Raw genomic sequence first — 12,944 nt, forward strand, 5'->3', positions numbered from 1 at the left:
GGCCCCTGCGACCTGTGGGGAATGTCCTCTTCGCGGGACTGGCGGCTCCTTACGTCCGGGAGCGAGGGCATCTCATGATCTGGCCTCCTGAACACCGTTACCGGTGGGCGGGTGGAGGCAGCACTGGCTGACGAGGCCAGCGCCTGAAGATCCTGAGCCGGGTGAACGCAGCAATGCGATGACCGGGGCATGCCTGACTGTCAGTCAGGTGTAGTCCATTCCTTGGTCTGCGGCACCATCATCTGCATGGCTGTTGCTGGTGACATAGGCGTTTGTCACGCCGATTGTCACGAGGGGGAATGCCGCAAAGCCTTGTGCGATCAGGGCTGCAGCAGTGGTAGAAGTGCCCGTCTCTTTCCAGAAGAAAGAGACGGGCACAGGTTGGCGCAAATTTTCGGCCAAGCGGATAGGTTGCTGCAGGGCAGCGAGGTACGGAGTATCTGGCGCACGAGCGCTATATGTGTAAGAGCATTCATCACATGGGTAGTGACCGGGCGAGCTGCCGAATGCTAATCGCCCTTGGGGAGAACCACCGCGAGAGCGGCGTGGCCTTGAAGGTTCGGGCCACCTGGGGTGCTGTCATCGACAGCGCTTGCAACTCCCGGTCTACGCCTGTGGACAATATTCGTCAAGCAAAGCGATTTCAGGTATTTAGCGCCTGTGGATAAAACTATCCCCCGGTGGACATCAGTGGTTTTCCACAGACGTACTCTGTGCAGCAGTTTTATTCTAAGGTATGGTCCATTCAAACGGGGCGGCTATGCAGCCCCGTTTGAATGGACCCGCGCGGAGGAGCTTCATGCGGTGCTGTGGGTAACTTCACAGCGAGTTGAGGTGGTGGTGCGGCGGGTTACTCGGTCCTCTTGGCACTGTGAAGGCGCGTGACGTTCTCGCCCGTCTGCTTGGCAAACTCATGCGGCGTCACATGGTCCTCGCGGTTCGCCTCTAGAAACCGACTCCACCAGGTCATGATCATCCGGCGCTCTTCGAGGAACTCGGCCTTGTGGGTATAGGCGGCGCGCACGTTGTTGCGCTCCTTGTGGCTCATCTGCCGCTCGATAGCCGTCTCCGACCACAACCCGGACTCGACCAGCGCGCTGCACGCCATGGCTCGGAACCCGTGGCCGCAGATATCCACCTTGGTGTCGTAGCCCATCGTCCTGAGCGCGGCATTCACCGTGTTCTCGGACATCGGTTTCCACGGTTTGGCATCCCCCGCGAACACCAGCTCGAACTTGCCGGTGATCGCGTGGATCTGCTCAAGCAAGGCCACTGCCTGCGGCGATAAGGGTACAACGTGGATATCCCCGGCCATTTTTGTACCCCTTGTGGAAAAGGGTACTCCGTCCAGCGCCGGGCGGGTGTCGGGGATCTCCCAGATGCCACGCTTGAGGTCAAACTCGTTCCAACGGGCGAAGCGCAGTTCACTGGAGCGCACGAACACGTGCAGCGATAGCATCACCGTGAGGCGCGTGAGCGGGCGACCTTTGTAGCCGTCGATACGCGCCTGTAGCTCAGGCAACCGCGATAAGGGTAGTGCGGGTCGATGTGTAACCCGTGGCGTTTTGATCGAGCCATCGAGATCGTGAGCCGGGTTCGCCGTGATCAGTCGCAGTCGTTTGGCTTCGCGCATGATGCTTTGCAGGTAGTTCTTGATCCTGAGCGCCACGTCGATGGTGCCGCGCTTCGTCACAGCCTCCAGTGGCTGCATGAGGTCGTGGGTGTCCAACTCAACGATTGCCCTGGCACCTAACAAAGGGAATACGTGAGTCTTCAACCGGCTGAGCACAGTCTTAGCATGGCCCGGCGCCCACTTCGGCACCATCCCGGCATACCAATCGAGCGCAACGCTTTCGAAGGTGCGGCCATTGATCACGGCTTGCACCTTGGCCTGCTGCTTGGACTGAATAGGGTCAATGCCGTTGGCGAGTTGCTGTTTGAGGTCGAAGCGCTTGCGGCGAGCGTCAGCCAGCCCGACCACTGGATAATTGCCGAGTGAGGTCAGGCCCTCGCGGCCATCGGGCTTCACGTACCTGAGCCGCCAGCCTTTGCGACCGTTGGGCTTCACGAGCAGGTAAAGGCCATCGCCGTCAAAAAGCTTGTACTCACGTTCGCGAGCCTTTGCAGTGCGGCAGGCGTTGTCGGTGAGGGGAGCCGTTGTGCGAGCCATAAGGGTACTTTCCAATATCGAATTGGTAGGTATCCTTAAATGTACCCTTATTAGCGCTGGCTACCCTCGGAATCCGACGGAACGCCAAAACGAAAAACCCGCCAGAAGGCGGGTTTTTCGGGGGTTCCAGAGATTTTGAAAGCTTTCTATGGAACCTTGAATGGTGCCGGCACCAGGAATCGAACCCGGGACCTACTGATTACAAGAACCCTGCTCACAGCTTTTAAATCAACGTGTTACGCCGCTTTCCGGTACGTGCTGGGCAAGCGGAAAGTCAGAAGCCTTGCAGTCTCTGGCTTTGTTGGTACGTGGAAATCGTCCACAAAAAAGCCCCACATCCAGCCGGAGTGGGGCTCATAGGAAGTTACGGCCCGGCGCACGCCGCCACCGGGGTGGGACTCAGCCCAGGGTAGTGCTGCCTACCGCGTGTTCGTTTACTGGGTTGCTTTCCACGTGGGGCACAAGCTGGAAGCGAGTGATGGGTTCCGGCGAAGTGCGAACCAGCTCTAACCCTTCGCGGTGCCCAGCTTTCTTACCGTGGTGCCAGAAGTCTTCGCCGTCCAGGCCGCCGGCTTCATCGCCTTGCTCGTAGTAGATCCCTTTGCGCAGCTCGCCAAGCTTGTCATCGTTGAACAAAACATCGTAATGGCCTTGCGGGTCATAGCTCATCGGTAATGCTCCTTGCGTGTGTGATGGCCCAGTGTAATCACACCACGGGCAAGCTGTCGCTCTTGTCGGTTTGAGCACCGTGCAAGGTATTCACTCGGCAGATGGGGAGACGCGCGGGAGGCTAAAGTCGTAGATGTCGAGCATGGCTTCGTCTCGGTGGCCGCTGGCGTCTTGCTTCTGCTTGCGGTCGCCAGGCGTGTCGGTGATGCCGCGCCGTTTGAGGTCGTGCAATGCGAAGCGCTGCTCCTCGGTGATGACGCCGTCCTTGATCGCCCTGGTGATGAAGCGCTGCCAGGTGCTGTCCAGGCTGCTCTTCTGCAACTGGCCGCCATGGGCCGCCACGATAACGAAGCGGCGCTCGGCCAATGTTGGAATAGGGTAGGACTGGCTGGCCCATATACGACGCCTGTACGATTTGGCGCCCTCCCAGGCAGCGCGGAGCCTGGGCGTCCAGCACACCACGTTGTCCCGGCTGCCCTTACGCCTGTTCGTCTGTACACCGTCCTCCAGCTCGTTCGCATCGGTGAGTGTGACAGCCTCGATGCCGCGTAGGCGGCATAGGTATGCCAGCTCCATCACATAACCCAGGTAGGCCGGGCAGGCCCCAGGTTGCCCCCGCGTGAGCTGCCCCATTTCGTGCGCCCGAGCAATCAGTTCGCCCATGACCTTGGGGTTTGGCAGGCGGCGCTGCTTGCGCTCGGCCGGCGCTTCGATGCCCAGGGCGACATTGATCTCCAGGTAGCCGCGGTTGCGGCCCCACTGCATGACCCGCCGCAGGTATCGAAGTACGTGCGCGGCCTTCGATGGAGTGCCCTCGTCGGCGATCCGGTCGACCAGGCGTTGTACCAGGGCCGAGGTAAACTTGCGGACGGAAAGTTCGCCGAGCGGCTTCTGCAGCTTGGTCGGGATGGCCAGCAGCACGTCGCGGGAGTACTCGTAATCGTCACGGGTTTTCTTTGCGAGCCGCTTGCACTGCGCGCTGGCGTGGAACTCTTTGCATAGGTGATTGAGGCTTTCCCGATCGATGCCGTTTCTCTCCTCCATGATCCGATGCAGATCGCCCAGCGTTGCGGTACGGCCGGCGATGTTCATCCGCTTGCGGTTACCGCCCTCGTCACGCCAGGACGTGTACCAGACACCCTCCCAGCGATGGTCAAAAAAAACGGCCGCCGGAATGGCGGCCTGATCAATGTGGGCGGGTATGTGCGGGTTGTGTTTACGGGTCCGCCTCATAGGATCTCGCTGTCGTATTTCTCGGTGACCGGCGTCTTGCCGCCGGCTTGGTTGACCAGGTCAATGGTAGTCCAGGGGCCATGGCGCCCCCAGAACCAACGGATGCCCTGCTTTCGCAGGGCTTGCTCCACTCCAGACCGGCGGGTGTACCCCGTGAGGCGCTGCAGGTCCTGGAACGTCAGGACCGCGCCAGGCTGGTGCTGATCAATCATACGGCCGGCGTCCCATGGTCTACGACTAGAACTCCGCCGCGGGGATTCTGGCGGCCCTGGTAAGGCATCAGGACTATGTTCACGCTGAAACCTCTAGTTGCAGCCCTGTACGGTGTAGTGAGCCCATACAGGCCCATTGGGCAAGTCGGAGCTTGCCTCCGTGGTAGCGGATGACTGGACTGCTGATCACATGACCTCCCGCTGTGAAACGCTAAGGCCTACCGCAACTGGGCGAACCCAAATCGGCATGCTGCTTAACATGAAGGTTTCGCCCTGGGCGGCCAGGAGCAGGGTGGTACCCATTACATGCGCGATGGCTTCCGCCGCTGCCGGCGGCACTGCGTTGCCGATGCGCTCGCGCCAGGCCTGATCGCTCAGGCCGTCGAGTTCTAGCTGTTCCTCGGGCTCGACCAGGCTTTGTAGCGCGGCCAGCTCAAGGGTGGTGAAAGGGCGATGCCAGGTGCCATCGAGCGATTCGATAACGCAGGTGAGCCGGTCATTTGCCTCGGGCAGGCGAGGGTCTGCGATGCTCCAGCGCCCATTGTCATGCATGGCACTGGCTGAAACAGCGCCGGCCTGGCCATCCCAGGGCACCACGCCGTAATGCCCGCCGGTAAGGTAGGCATCGCCCTTGCTGCGGCGCATACCCGAGCGCGGGTCAGCGATCGACAGTGCACCGCTGGCCACCTGCTGCGACCCGGTGACGGTGCCAGCGGTCTGGTTCATGGCGACCACGTTGAGTTTGCGGCTCGAGGCACCCGGGTGCCAGTTGTGATAGCGCGGGTCCTGTACGGCAAAGGCGCCTTGGCCCGTGGTGCTTCCGGCAATCACCGTATTGGCGGTACCAGCGAATGGCGTCACCTGGTATTTGCCGAAGCCTTCACCGCCTCGGCGCGGGTCCGCCACGCTGAAGGTACCTTGCCCTGGGCTCTTCACCCCGATCACCGCCCCACTGGTGTCCTGCCAGCGCCGCACGCCGTACTGCTGGTATTGCAGGGCGCCGGCCTTGGCCCGCGGATCGGCGACCGAGAACTTGCCATTGGTCGGCCCGCTACGGGCTGCAACGGTGCCCGCGGCCTCCTGCCAGTCGTGCACGCCCAGGAAACCGTCGCGGAATTGCGGGACGATGATCAGGTCGCGCAGGTAGCCGTCCTCGATTACCAGGTCGTTCAGGCTTCGCCAGTCCTTGCCGGCCTCGACCAGGGCCAGACGAACCCAAGTCTTCCATTGCAGGGCCGGTACCCGGTGCATCGGGCCGGCCTGTTCGATGTCGCCGGCCAGCGGCATGCGCCCGAGGATGTTGCCAACGGCGCGGAGGTTCTTTTTCTCCGGCTCGTAGAGGAAGGGCGGCACCTTTTCGACATGGCGTGCCACCAGCAGGAAGCGCTTGCGGCTCTGGGCCAGGCCACCGATAACACCACAGTCGTGGGTGGTTTCGGCAACCGCATAGCCGAAGTGGCTGAGCAGTGCGCCGATCTGGTCCAGCAGGTGCCGGCCGCGGCTGGCCAAGCGCGGGACGTTCTCGAACACCAGCAGCGGTACCGGATCGTCTTTCCATGCCTCGCCGAACAGCCAGATGCAGCGCAGCGTCAGCTCGTTCAAAGCCTGGTATTTCGGGGTCAGGCTCATGGTTTCCGACAGCAGGCCGCTCGCCCCCTTACATGGGGAACTGATGAAGACGGCATCCGGCCGACGGCCACCTGCTGCACGCCGGATATCCTCCGGTGTAGCCTCGCGCCAACCTGTTGGCGGCTCTTTGCCGTGAAAGCGAATGTACTGGTCGCGGGTGAACAGATCGATGAGGGTGCCCTTGACGCCCGACAGGCGCTCAAAGTCGGCCAGGCCGGCCGGGTCAACGTCCACCCCGCCGATGCACTCCCACTCTGCCTGCATGTTGCCGACGATGGGTTTGGCCCGGTTGAAGCCCTTGGCACCGCCGCCCAGGCCGCAACAGAAGTGGAAGTGGTAGAGCTTGCGCTTAGCGAGCATTGCGACGGCCCCCTTGTGCCCGTTTGGCCTCGACATTGGCCATGTAGGCTGACCAGTACGCAGATTGGCGCTGTTGGCGGAGCTGGCTGCAGCGCTGATGATTCCCGTGGGAGCGGGCCTTGTTGCAGATGTCGCAGTGGTTTGGCAGGTCCAGCGAGTGGCTGGCCAGGCGCGGACGGGTCTGCTGGGTCATGCGCTCACCTCCGAAACGGCTACATCTTCGAAGCAGGGCAGATCGACCTCGGCCCCAACAACCCGAATTCCGCACCATCCAAACCCATCACCCTCGGATCTGCCCCCCCAACCTTCGCTATCGTGGAGCTTCTGGGTGGTCTTTTCGCAGAGCCAGCGGTCTGCATCACCGAAGTCGGCACCACGGTCCTCAAGGATCTCGCACATCACTTCAAGGCCGGCCAGGCGAATCACGGCGCGGATGACATCCCCGCCCTCTTCGTCCTGACGGTCTTCGGCACTGGTCCAGAAGCTGTTGATCTGTTGGGCGCGCTCGGCGGTCAAGCGATTGAGGTCAACTTCCAGTACTACCTCGAAGTCCTTCCAGGTGTCCTTCACCTTGAAGCGCTTGATGTTGGTTGTGGTAGCCTGCTCCGCGCCGGCTTCTGGGGTCTCTACTCGCATGTTGTTTCTCCTAGGGGTTGGTGGGTGCCGGGGAGCTGCAACTCCCTGGCACCACTTTTTACTGCTGTGGATCTCAGTTCCGGCGGGCCATGTGGACGAACACGCCTTCGAACCTCTCGTCGTCCTCCACGCTGGCCTGCCAAGCAATCACGCTATGGATCTGCGCCCTGGTGCAGTCGTCGACCAGGATCTCGCGTTGACCGCTGTTCACCCGCACCTCCAGGATCTCGTTGAGCCCGTCTTCGGCGTAGGCGCCTGCGTTGATGATTGGGTAGTCCTGGCCGGCAGCGACCTGCCGATCCCTTTCCTGCTGTATTTGGCTGCGGCCATCAGCGGACGCGTTGCCGATCAACACTCGAATCAACATGTGGGTTCCTCGGTCAGGCCTGGAAAATCCAGCACTTGACGATGGGTTGCTTGGTGATGCTGAAGTTGCCGCTCTTCGCCTGGTGAGCCCGCACCGCGCTGTCGACGGCTTTGTTGACCTCGATGAGCTTGTGGGAGCGGGAGTCCTTGAGGCGGTCACGCAGCTCGTTGATGTCGGCGAGCTTCTGGCGGTGCTCGGCTGCGCATTTGACGAAGTCGTTGAGGTTGATTGCGATGACGTGGTCTTTCTTGCTGTGGTTCACGACAGGACCGTCGGCGTCGAGCCCTTCCAGGAACTCGTAGACCTCCCAGAATTCAGCCACCACGGGATGGTCAGAGCTGATCGAGGCCTGGCGCTCGATGGCCATGCGCACCAGCTGGGCGCGGGTGTGGTCGATTTGGTGGTCGCTGAGGTCCACAACCAGACGCAGGCAGTCCAGCAGGGCAAGCATCTGGGCGTGGTTGTAGATGATCCGCTCAACGCGGATGTACCCGCTGAGCTGGCTGCCGCAGTGGTGGCATTGGTTCTCGTCGCCCTGGAACGGCGTGCCGCAGGCGAAGCAATGCGAGTGCAGGGCGCGGAGCTTCGCCTCGTACACCGGCAGGCGCACGGCGAACAGCTCCAGGATCTCGGCCTCTTTGCGGACCGCGCGCAGCAGGAAGTTGCTCAGCAGCGCGCCGTCCAGCCCGTTCAGGCGGTCGGCTGCGGCGCGGCTCTCCACCGTGACCTGTGGTCGCACGAAGTGAAGCTTCACGATTCGCGTCATGATCGCTTCTGACGCCACCACCGGGGCGTTCTGGCTGATCGCGATAGTCCCGCGGAATGGTGGCTCGTAGGTTTCGTTGCCGGCGGTCTTCACACCCTTGGTGGCCAGCGTGCCACCGCCGAAGTAGTCCTTCAGCTCGTCCCACTCGAAAGTTTTGGCGTGGCTCTTGTCGTCGCCGCTGCGGTCGGATTCGAGCAGCACCACCGGCATACCAGAGACCTGGCCCATTAGGCGGCTGCGGCCAGCCTTGGTGGACTTCGCCGGGTCGAAGCCCTCGTAGCCCTCGCGGCCGAACAGTTTCCACAGCAGGGTGAGCAGGGTCGTCTTGCCGGCGCCGGCCTCGCCTGTGGCTTCCAGGAAGGGGAACGACTGATAGCGAAAGCGGATCTGCTCAGCGAACAGCGAGCCGAACCAGAAGGTGGTGGCGACGATGCCCTGGGCGCCAAAGCACGTCCACAGCAGCGAGGTCCATTGCTCGTTGTAGCGCTTGTCGTCCTTCTGCAGGGCCATCTTCACGCCCTTCTGCAGGCTCTTGAGCTTGAGCTTGCCCATTTCGAAGAACTCTTCCTCGTTCACGCCGACCACCTGGCCGTCGCGCACGGCGACTTCGTTGAAGACGTAGCAGCCGTATTCCCGGCTGTAGCCGATGTAATCAATGGTCTGCACGGTTTTGATGCCGAAGAGCTGGTCTTTCATGATCTTGTCCAACTGTTGTCCACTTCCGGTGAACACGGCCCCGGCACCCATGCCGAGAAGGCGTTTCTTGAATTCGCTGGCGGTAGCCACCTGGCTGCCGGTGAAGGTGTTCTTTACCGCAGCCCCGTCGTGGGGGAAGTCGACGCGGAAGAAGTACCAGGACTCGTCGGTGATCTCGTTGCGCTGGTAGTACAAGGCCCGGGGGTAGCAGTTCGCGATCTCGACCACGCAGCCGGACATGCGCAGCGCCTTGGCGCGGCGAGCTTTGTCGTTGAGCTGCTGGTCCTCTTGGGTCTCGCTGGAGTCCAGGGCCTGCATGGCGCTGTTGAACTTGGAAATGTCCAGTCGCCACCAGTAGAGGCGGGAGTCGAAGCCGAAGTGGAACTCTTCACGCTCCCGCCACTGGTACATCAACAGCGCCTTCTCTACGGCGCTCTCGGCAATGAGCAGCGCGCCGTGGTGTTTGGCCTCGTCCAGCTCATCCTTGATGCGTGCCGCCCGGGCTTCTTCGTCATCCATGAAGGCCCAGCGCTGGTGCAGGTCGTTCCAGTCGACTTTGCGGGCATCTGGCTGCGGGATCTGCGCGGCCTCGCAGGTGAAGCCGAGCGCGCGGGCACGCTCGACCCAGGTCTTGGTGTACCTGTGTGCCCCAGGCTCGTTGTCGAGCGCCCAGACCAGCTTCGGCGTCTTGCCTTCGCAGGTGGCGATCAGCGCCTTGAGCGATTCCTCGGGGTAGGCGTTCGATGACAGGGCTGCCACGGCCGCGATCCCGTTATGCAGCAGGGCGATGGCGTCGAAGATGCCTTCTACGATCCACAGCTCCTTGACCTCCTGCAGGTCGAGGCACGGCGGGCACCACCAATAGCCCTTGTAGCTCTTGCCTGGCTGGAAGCGCGCCTTCTTCTTGCCGAACCGGTGCGGCTGATCGATGAGGCGTTCCCAATAGCCGCCATGTTCGAGCGCGAAGCGCACGGTGGCCGAGCCGATGCCCAACTCGCTGTCGTGGTAGCTCTCCTGGGTGTACCAGCCCTTGATGAGTTCAAGGCGGAAGCCGCGGGCGAAGGTCAGGTATGCAATAGCGCTCGCCGCCGGTTCTTCCTTGGTCGCTGGAGCGCGCTTGCTCCAGTCGTCGAATAGGTCCGGGTACAGTTCCTTGACCGGGGCCATATAGCGGCACTTCTGCTCGCGGCCGCAGCGGATGAACCAGGGGTTGTCGTATCGCGAGAACAGGCGCCGTTGATTGCACTGAGGGCAGGTGCCCTTGCGCATGTATTCGGTGCCGGCCATGTGCTGCAGGCCGTAGTCGCCCTCCAGCCGCTGGAGTACATCTGCGCGCAGCTGGTGTTCCATGGTTTGTGGGTTCACAGCTGACGCTCCACCGATAGTGGGCCAAGCTGCGACTCAAGGGCCTTGCTTGTCCGGCAGATGCCACGCAGGTATGGGAGGTCCTGGAGAACTTTGCGGCCGCGCTCGCCTGTGGGTACATCGCGATAGCGATCGGAGTACCAGACCTCAGCCATGGCGTGGGCATACTGCCCGGCAAGCCACAGCTGGTACTGCTTTGCCTGCTGCTCGTCGAGCGTGATTTGGATGGTGATGTTGCTCATTTCGGCCACCAGTGGAATGCAGTTTCCCCTTACCCACGCAGAACGGGGCATCGGGAAGGGGCTGGATCGGGTTACTTGGAGGTGTCGCGGTGTTGCAGCATGCGGCGCGGCAGGTAGCGTGCCGGCACCTGGTAGCGGTGCTGGGTGATGGTGTCCAGAAGGATCAGTCGTGGGCGGAAGATCCCGCTGGTGGCGCAGATGCCTACCAGCTGCAGGCGCTTGGTGGTCTTGCTCTCGAACTCCGCCACGGCCAGCTCGGCGATCCGCTGTACCAGGTGTGCAGGGACTTCCAGCGACTGCACCAGGTACCGCCGGCAGTTCTCGAGCACCAGGTGGTCACCGGACAGGTGAAGGCCTTCTCGGCGGAACAGGTACGCCACCGCAGCCTGCTGCATGGCCGCGCGGTAGTCGGTTTCAACGGTCGAGATCGATGCGATAGCGTTCATGCGTTCACAGCCTCCATATCCAGTTGGTCCAGCAGATCCGGGTGGTCGTCGCCAGTGGCAGACTTCATCGCTTGACGGCGCAGGGCCACGGTCGCAACAGGCAGGCGAACCGACGGGTTCGGCATGCCGCTCGGGCTCATTTCATGGGTCATTTCGAACTGGGCACGAACGGACCAGCCGCAGGCCTCGTTCACGCACTGCAAGTACGCAACGCGCAGAAAAATGTGTGTTCCTTCGCTGGTACGGATGCGCATGCGGCCGCCGCAGTGAGGGCAAACGAGCTTGTAGGTGCTCAATGCACACCCCCTTTGCTGTGCAGCTGGATCGTCGCCATGACCTCCGCTTGGCGTGCTGCCAGATACCGGGTATGGGCTTGCATGATCGCCTTCGCCTCGTCTGGCTCGATAACGCCGTCATCCAAGGCCTTGTCGATGATCTGATCGACCACGCCACGCTTGGCCGCGGTGTTCACCGCCCGGGCGTAGAGATCGATGTTGTCCAGCTGCTCCGGCCGGACAAGCGGCACGAACATGCCGCCATACAGGTGGGAAATGAACTCTGGGAGGAAGGTCGTTCCCGTGTCCCGCTCCAACTGGTGGATCTGGTCATAGCTCAGCGGGCGGCTGCCGGCGTTCTCGTAGACATGGTTGTCGAACCGCTTCAACTCGTAGCCCAGGCGTGCTGCTGCGCTCTCGCGGCCGCCAGGGAAGGCGCAGATCACGGCGCTCACTACCTGGCGAAGGGTTTCTAGAACTGGACGCTTCATGTTCTGGTGTCTTCCTTGGGCCAGGGGGGCTAGTTTTCGATCTCGCCGGCTTTGATGCCGAGTAGAACCGCAGCACGGTGCGCCTCCCCCCGTCGGCCTTTCTTGCGGCCATTGAGCAGGTCGCTCACCAGGTTCTTGTTGAGGTTGTGCTTACGCGAAAACTCCGCGATGGAGATGCCAGCTCTGTCGAGCTTTTCGCGTGCTTGATCCAATGTGAGGGGGGCGGGCATAGTGTTCATCTGTGTTCAAACGTGTTCATGTACGGATGATTATGCACCCTGTCGTGTGCATGTCAAAGGAATTTGTGTGCAATCGTGTGCAATTGGTGAGCGCCTGCGCGAGGAGCGTGAGCGATTTGGGTGGAATCAGGAGGAGCTCGGCCAGTTGGGCGGAGTGAATCGGAACTCCCAAGGCAAATACGAAAAAGGCGAGCGAACCCCCGACGCCTCCTATCTTTCCGCGATTGCTGCGGCGGGAGTGGATGTGCTTTACGTGGTCACGGGGACACGTACCCCTCAGCCGATCGATAGCTTCACTGTGGAGGAAACGGTGTTTGTTCAGATGCTGCGAAGCATGAGCGAGAGCGACAGAGCGATCCTGGGTCGGACGGCGCAGGCATTTGCGAACGTGAAGTCGAAGTAGTTTGAAGTGAGTTTCTTCGAGTTGCAGAAGTAGGGGTGAAGTAAGCCGGCCCATGGTGGGACGGTGTTTCATAGGACGAAAAAAGGACGCTGTTAGATGGCATTGACACCGTGTAAGTCTTGTAAACACAAGGTGGATACAAGCGCTAAGGTTTGTCCAAACTGTGGTGTAGCAAACCCAGGCGTGACAGCCATGCAGTATGTGATTGGGTTTGTATTCCTGGCGGGGATCATTTTCTTTGGCGTCAAGATGTGCTCGGGTGGAAGCGATAAGAAGCCTGAGGCTGCAGCAGCGGCGGCTGTGGATGACGCAACTTGCAAGCAGGACCTTCAGTGTTGGGGGGACAAGTTTTCTATTTCTGCCTCGGTCTACTGCAAGGACCCTGTGGCAAAACTCGGTAAGTACAGCTCGCGTTGGACTGATGGGACGTTTGAAACGAAATTCAGTCGATTCCGCTGGCTAAACAAAGATTCTGGAACACTTACATTCATCGGCGACAAGATTGAGTTCCAGAATGGGTTTGGCGCGTTTCAAAAGCATATCTACGAATGTGATTTCAATCCTAAGAGCAATCAGGTTTTGGCTGTGAGAGCCGAGCCAGGACAACTGCCGCAGTAGATCGGACTTTGAGAAGGGGTTGCGCTTTCCAGATTGTGCGTAGCTTAGGGAGTGGCCGCCTGGCGGCTGCTCTCGAAAGCAGCTTCCGGGTGCATTGTGCTGTGCCGAGGGCATGGCGCCAGTCATA

The 12,944-nt window shown here is 61.2% G+C and carries 17 protein-coding genes; 2 read left to right on the forward strand and 15 right to left on the reverse strand.

Annotation, left to right across the window (positions count from 1 at the left end):
- Nucleotides 1–204: 204 nt before the first annotated feature.
- The 15 genes from ACNFHO_RS12025 to ACNFHO_RS12095 form a co-directional block, all read right to left on the reverse strand.
- Nucleotides 205–402, reverse strand: coding sequence for a hypothetical protein (locus ACNFHO_RS12025; RefSeq protein WP_416766422.1), 198 nt, complete (start codon nucleotides 400–402; stop codon nucleotides 205–207).
- Between the two features lie 448 nt (nucleotides 403–850).
- On the reverse strand, nucleotides 851–2,170 hold the full coding sequence (locus ACNFHO_RS12030) for a tyrosine-type recombinase/integrase (protein WP_416766424.1): 1,320 nt from the start codon (nucleotides 2,168–2,170) through the stop codon (nucleotides 851–853).
- A gap of 399 nt (nucleotides 2,171–2,569) precedes the next feature.
- A complete protein-coding gene (locus ACNFHO_RS12035) occupies nucleotides 2,570–2,839 on the reverse strand; it encodes a hypothetical protein (RefSeq protein WP_416766425.1) in 270 nt (89 codons plus the stop codon).
- A 90-nt stretch (nucleotides 2,840–2,929) separates the two neighbouring features.
- A complete protein-coding gene (locus tag ACNFHO_RS12040) occupies nucleotides 2,930–4,072 on the reverse strand; it encodes a site-specific integrase (protein ID WP_416766427.1) in 1,143 nt (380 codons plus the stop codon).
- Entirely contained in the window at nucleotides 4,069–4,284 is a 216-nt protein-coding gene (locus ACNFHO_RS12045; RefSeq protein ID WP_054895352.1) for a DUF4224 domain-containing protein, read from the reverse strand. Before ACNFHO_RS12045 ends, ACNFHO_RS12040 begins: the two co-directional genes overlap by 4 nt.
- Before the next feature lie 186 nt (nucleotides 4,285–4,470).
- Nucleotides 4,471–6,273 carry a DNA cytosine methyltransferase gene (locus ACNFHO_RS12050; RefSeq protein WP_416766429.1) on the reverse strand — a complete coding sequence of 601 codons (1,803 nt, stop codon included), beginning with the start codon at nucleotides 6,271–6,273 and terminating at the stop codon, nucleotides 4,471–4,473.
- On the reverse strand, nucleotides 6,263–6,466 hold the full coding sequence (locus ACNFHO_RS12055) for a hypothetical protein (protein ID WP_054895354.1): 204 nt from the start codon (nucleotides 6,464–6,466) through the stop codon (nucleotides 6,263–6,265). Before ACNFHO_RS12055 ends, ACNFHO_RS12050 begins: the two co-directional genes overlap by 11 nt.
- Entirely contained in the window at nucleotides 6,463–6,909 is a 447-nt protein-coding gene (locus tag ACNFHO_RS12060; RefSeq protein ID WP_416766430.1) for a DUF2528 family protein, read from the reverse strand. The genes ACNFHO_RS12055 and ACNFHO_RS12060 overlap by 4 nt, the downstream gene beginning before the upstream one ends.
- A 73-nt stretch (nucleotides 6,910–6,982) precedes the next feature.
- A complete protein-coding gene (locus tag ACNFHO_RS12065) occupies nucleotides 6,983–7,276 on the reverse strand; it encodes a hypothetical protein (RefSeq protein WP_416766432.1) in 294 nt (97 codons plus the stop codon).
- A 13-nt stretch (nucleotides 7,277–7,289) separates the two neighbouring features.
- A complete protein-coding gene (locus ACNFHO_RS12070) occupies nucleotides 7,290–10,088 on the reverse strand; it encodes a toprim domain-containing protein (RefSeq protein ID WP_416766518.1) in 2,799 nt (932 codons plus the stop codon).
- A gap of 11 nt (nucleotides 10,089–10,099) precedes the next feature.
- Nucleotides 10,100–10,345 (reverse strand): hypothetical protein, encoded by a 246-nt coding sequence (locus tag ACNFHO_RS12075; protein ID WP_054895358.1) that lies wholly within the window; start codon nucleotides 10,343–10,345, stop codon nucleotides 10,100–10,102.
- Between the two features lie 71 nt (nucleotides 10,346–10,416).
- On the reverse strand, nucleotides 10,417–10,791 hold the full coding sequence (locus ACNFHO_RS12080) for a hypothetical protein (protein ID WP_416766434.1): 375 nt from the start codon (nucleotides 10,789–10,791) through the stop codon (nucleotides 10,417–10,419).
- Complete coding sequence (locus tag ACNFHO_RS12085) at nucleotides 10,788–11,087, reverse strand: ogr/Delta-like zinc finger family protein (RefSeq protein ID WP_054895360.1); 300 nt, start codon at nucleotides 11,085–11,087, stop codon at nucleotides 10,788–10,790. The genes ACNFHO_RS12080 and ACNFHO_RS12085 overlap by 4 nt, the downstream gene beginning before the upstream one ends.
- Complete coding sequence (locus ACNFHO_RS12090) at nucleotides 11,084–11,557, reverse strand: YmfL family putative regulatory protein (RefSeq protein ID WP_064302668.1); 474 nt, start codon at nucleotides 11,555–11,557, stop codon at nucleotides 11,084–11,086. The genes ACNFHO_RS12085 and ACNFHO_RS12090 overlap by 4 nt, the downstream gene beginning before the upstream one ends.
- 29 nt (nucleotides 11,558–11,586) lie before the next feature.
- Nucleotides 11,587–11,787 (reverse strand): DNA-binding protein, encoded by a 201-nt coding sequence (locus tag ACNFHO_RS12095; RefSeq protein WP_416766436.1) that lies wholly within the window; start codon nucleotides 11,785–11,787, stop codon nucleotides 11,587–11,589.
- 76 nt (nucleotides 11,788–11,863) lie between these two features.
- Between ACNFHO_RS12095 and ACNFHO_RS12100 the strand changes: the two genes are divergently transcribed.
- Together ACNFHO_RS12100 and ACNFHO_RS12105 are read left to right on the forward strand one after the other, a co-directional pair.
- Nucleotides 11,864–12,199 carry a helix-turn-helix domain-containing protein gene (locus tag ACNFHO_RS12100; protein WP_416766438.1) on the forward strand — a complete coding sequence of 112 codons (336 nt, stop codon included), beginning with the start codon at nucleotides 11,864–11,866 and terminating at the stop codon, nucleotides 12,197–12,199.
- Nucleotides 12,200–12,391: 192 nt separating this feature from the next.
- A complete protein-coding gene (locus ACNFHO_RS12105; RefSeq protein ID WP_416766439.1) occupies nucleotides 12,392–12,817 on the forward strand; it encodes a hypothetical protein in 426 nt (141 codons plus the stop codon).
- Nucleotides 12,818–12,944 lie beyond the last annotated feature (127 nt).

The organism is Pseudomonas sp. NY15374 (assembly GCF_048068255.1).
Taxonomy (GTDB): domain Bacteria; phylum Pseudomonadota; class Gammaproteobacteria; order Pseudomonadales; family Pseudomonadaceae; genus Aquipseudomonas; species Aquipseudomonas machongensis.

Coding starts and splice junctions, on each gene's coding strand:
- ACNFHO_RS12060 (WP_416766430.1), bottom strand. CDS start 6,909: ATGCGAGTAGAGACCCCAGAAGCCGGCGCGGAGCAGGCTACCACAACC.
- ACNFHO_RS12105 (WP_416766439.1), top strand. CDS start 12,392: ATGCAGTATGTGATTGGGTTTGTATTCCTGGCGGGGATCATTTTCTTT.
- ACNFHO_RS12035 (WP_416766425.1), bottom strand. CDS start 2,839: ATGAGCTATGACCCGCAAGGCCATTACGATGTTTTGTTCAACGATGAC.
- ACNFHO_RS12070 (WP_416766518.1), bottom strand. CDS start 10,088: ATGGAACACCAGCTGCGCGCAGATGTACTCCAGCGGCTGGAGGGCGAC.
- ACNFHO_RS12045 (WP_054895352.1), bottom strand. CDS start 4,284: ATGATTGATCAGCACCAGCCTGGCGCGGTCCTGACGTTCCAGGACCTG.
- ACNFHO_RS12075 (WP_054895358.1), bottom strand. CDS start 10,345: ATGAGCAACATCACCATCCAAATCACGCTCGACGAGCAGCAGGCAAAG.
- ACNFHO_RS12040 (WP_416766427.1), bottom strand. CDS start 4,072: ATGAGGCGGACCCGTAAACACAACCCGCACATACCCGCCCACATTGAT.
- ACNFHO_RS12065 (WP_416766432.1), bottom strand. CDS start 7,276: ATGTTGATTCGAGTGTTGATCGGCAACGCGTCCGCTGATGGCCGCAGC.
- ACNFHO_RS12055 (WP_054895354.1), bottom strand. CDS start 6,466: ATGACCCAGCAGACCCGTCCGCGCCTGGCCAGCCACTCGCTGGACCTG.
- ACNFHO_RS12080 (WP_416766434.1), bottom strand. CDS start 10,791: ATGAACGCTATCGCATCGATCTCGACCGTTGAAACCGACTACCGCGCG.
- ACNFHO_RS12030 (WP_416766424.1), bottom strand. CDS start 2,170: ATGGCTCGCACAACGGCTCCCCTCACCGACAACGCCTGCCGCACTGCA.
- ACNFHO_RS12090 (WP_064302668.1), bottom strand. CDS start 11,557: ATGAAGCGTCCAGTTCTAGAAACCCTTCGCCAGGTAGTGAGCGCCGTG.
- ACNFHO_RS12095 (WP_416766436.1), bottom strand. CDS start 11,787: ATGCCCGCCCCCCTCACATTGGATCAAGCACGCGAAAAGCTCGACAGA.
- ACNFHO_RS12050 (WP_416766429.1), bottom strand. CDS start 6,273: ATGCTCGCTAAGCGCAAGCTCTACCACTTCCACTTCTGTTGCGGCCTG.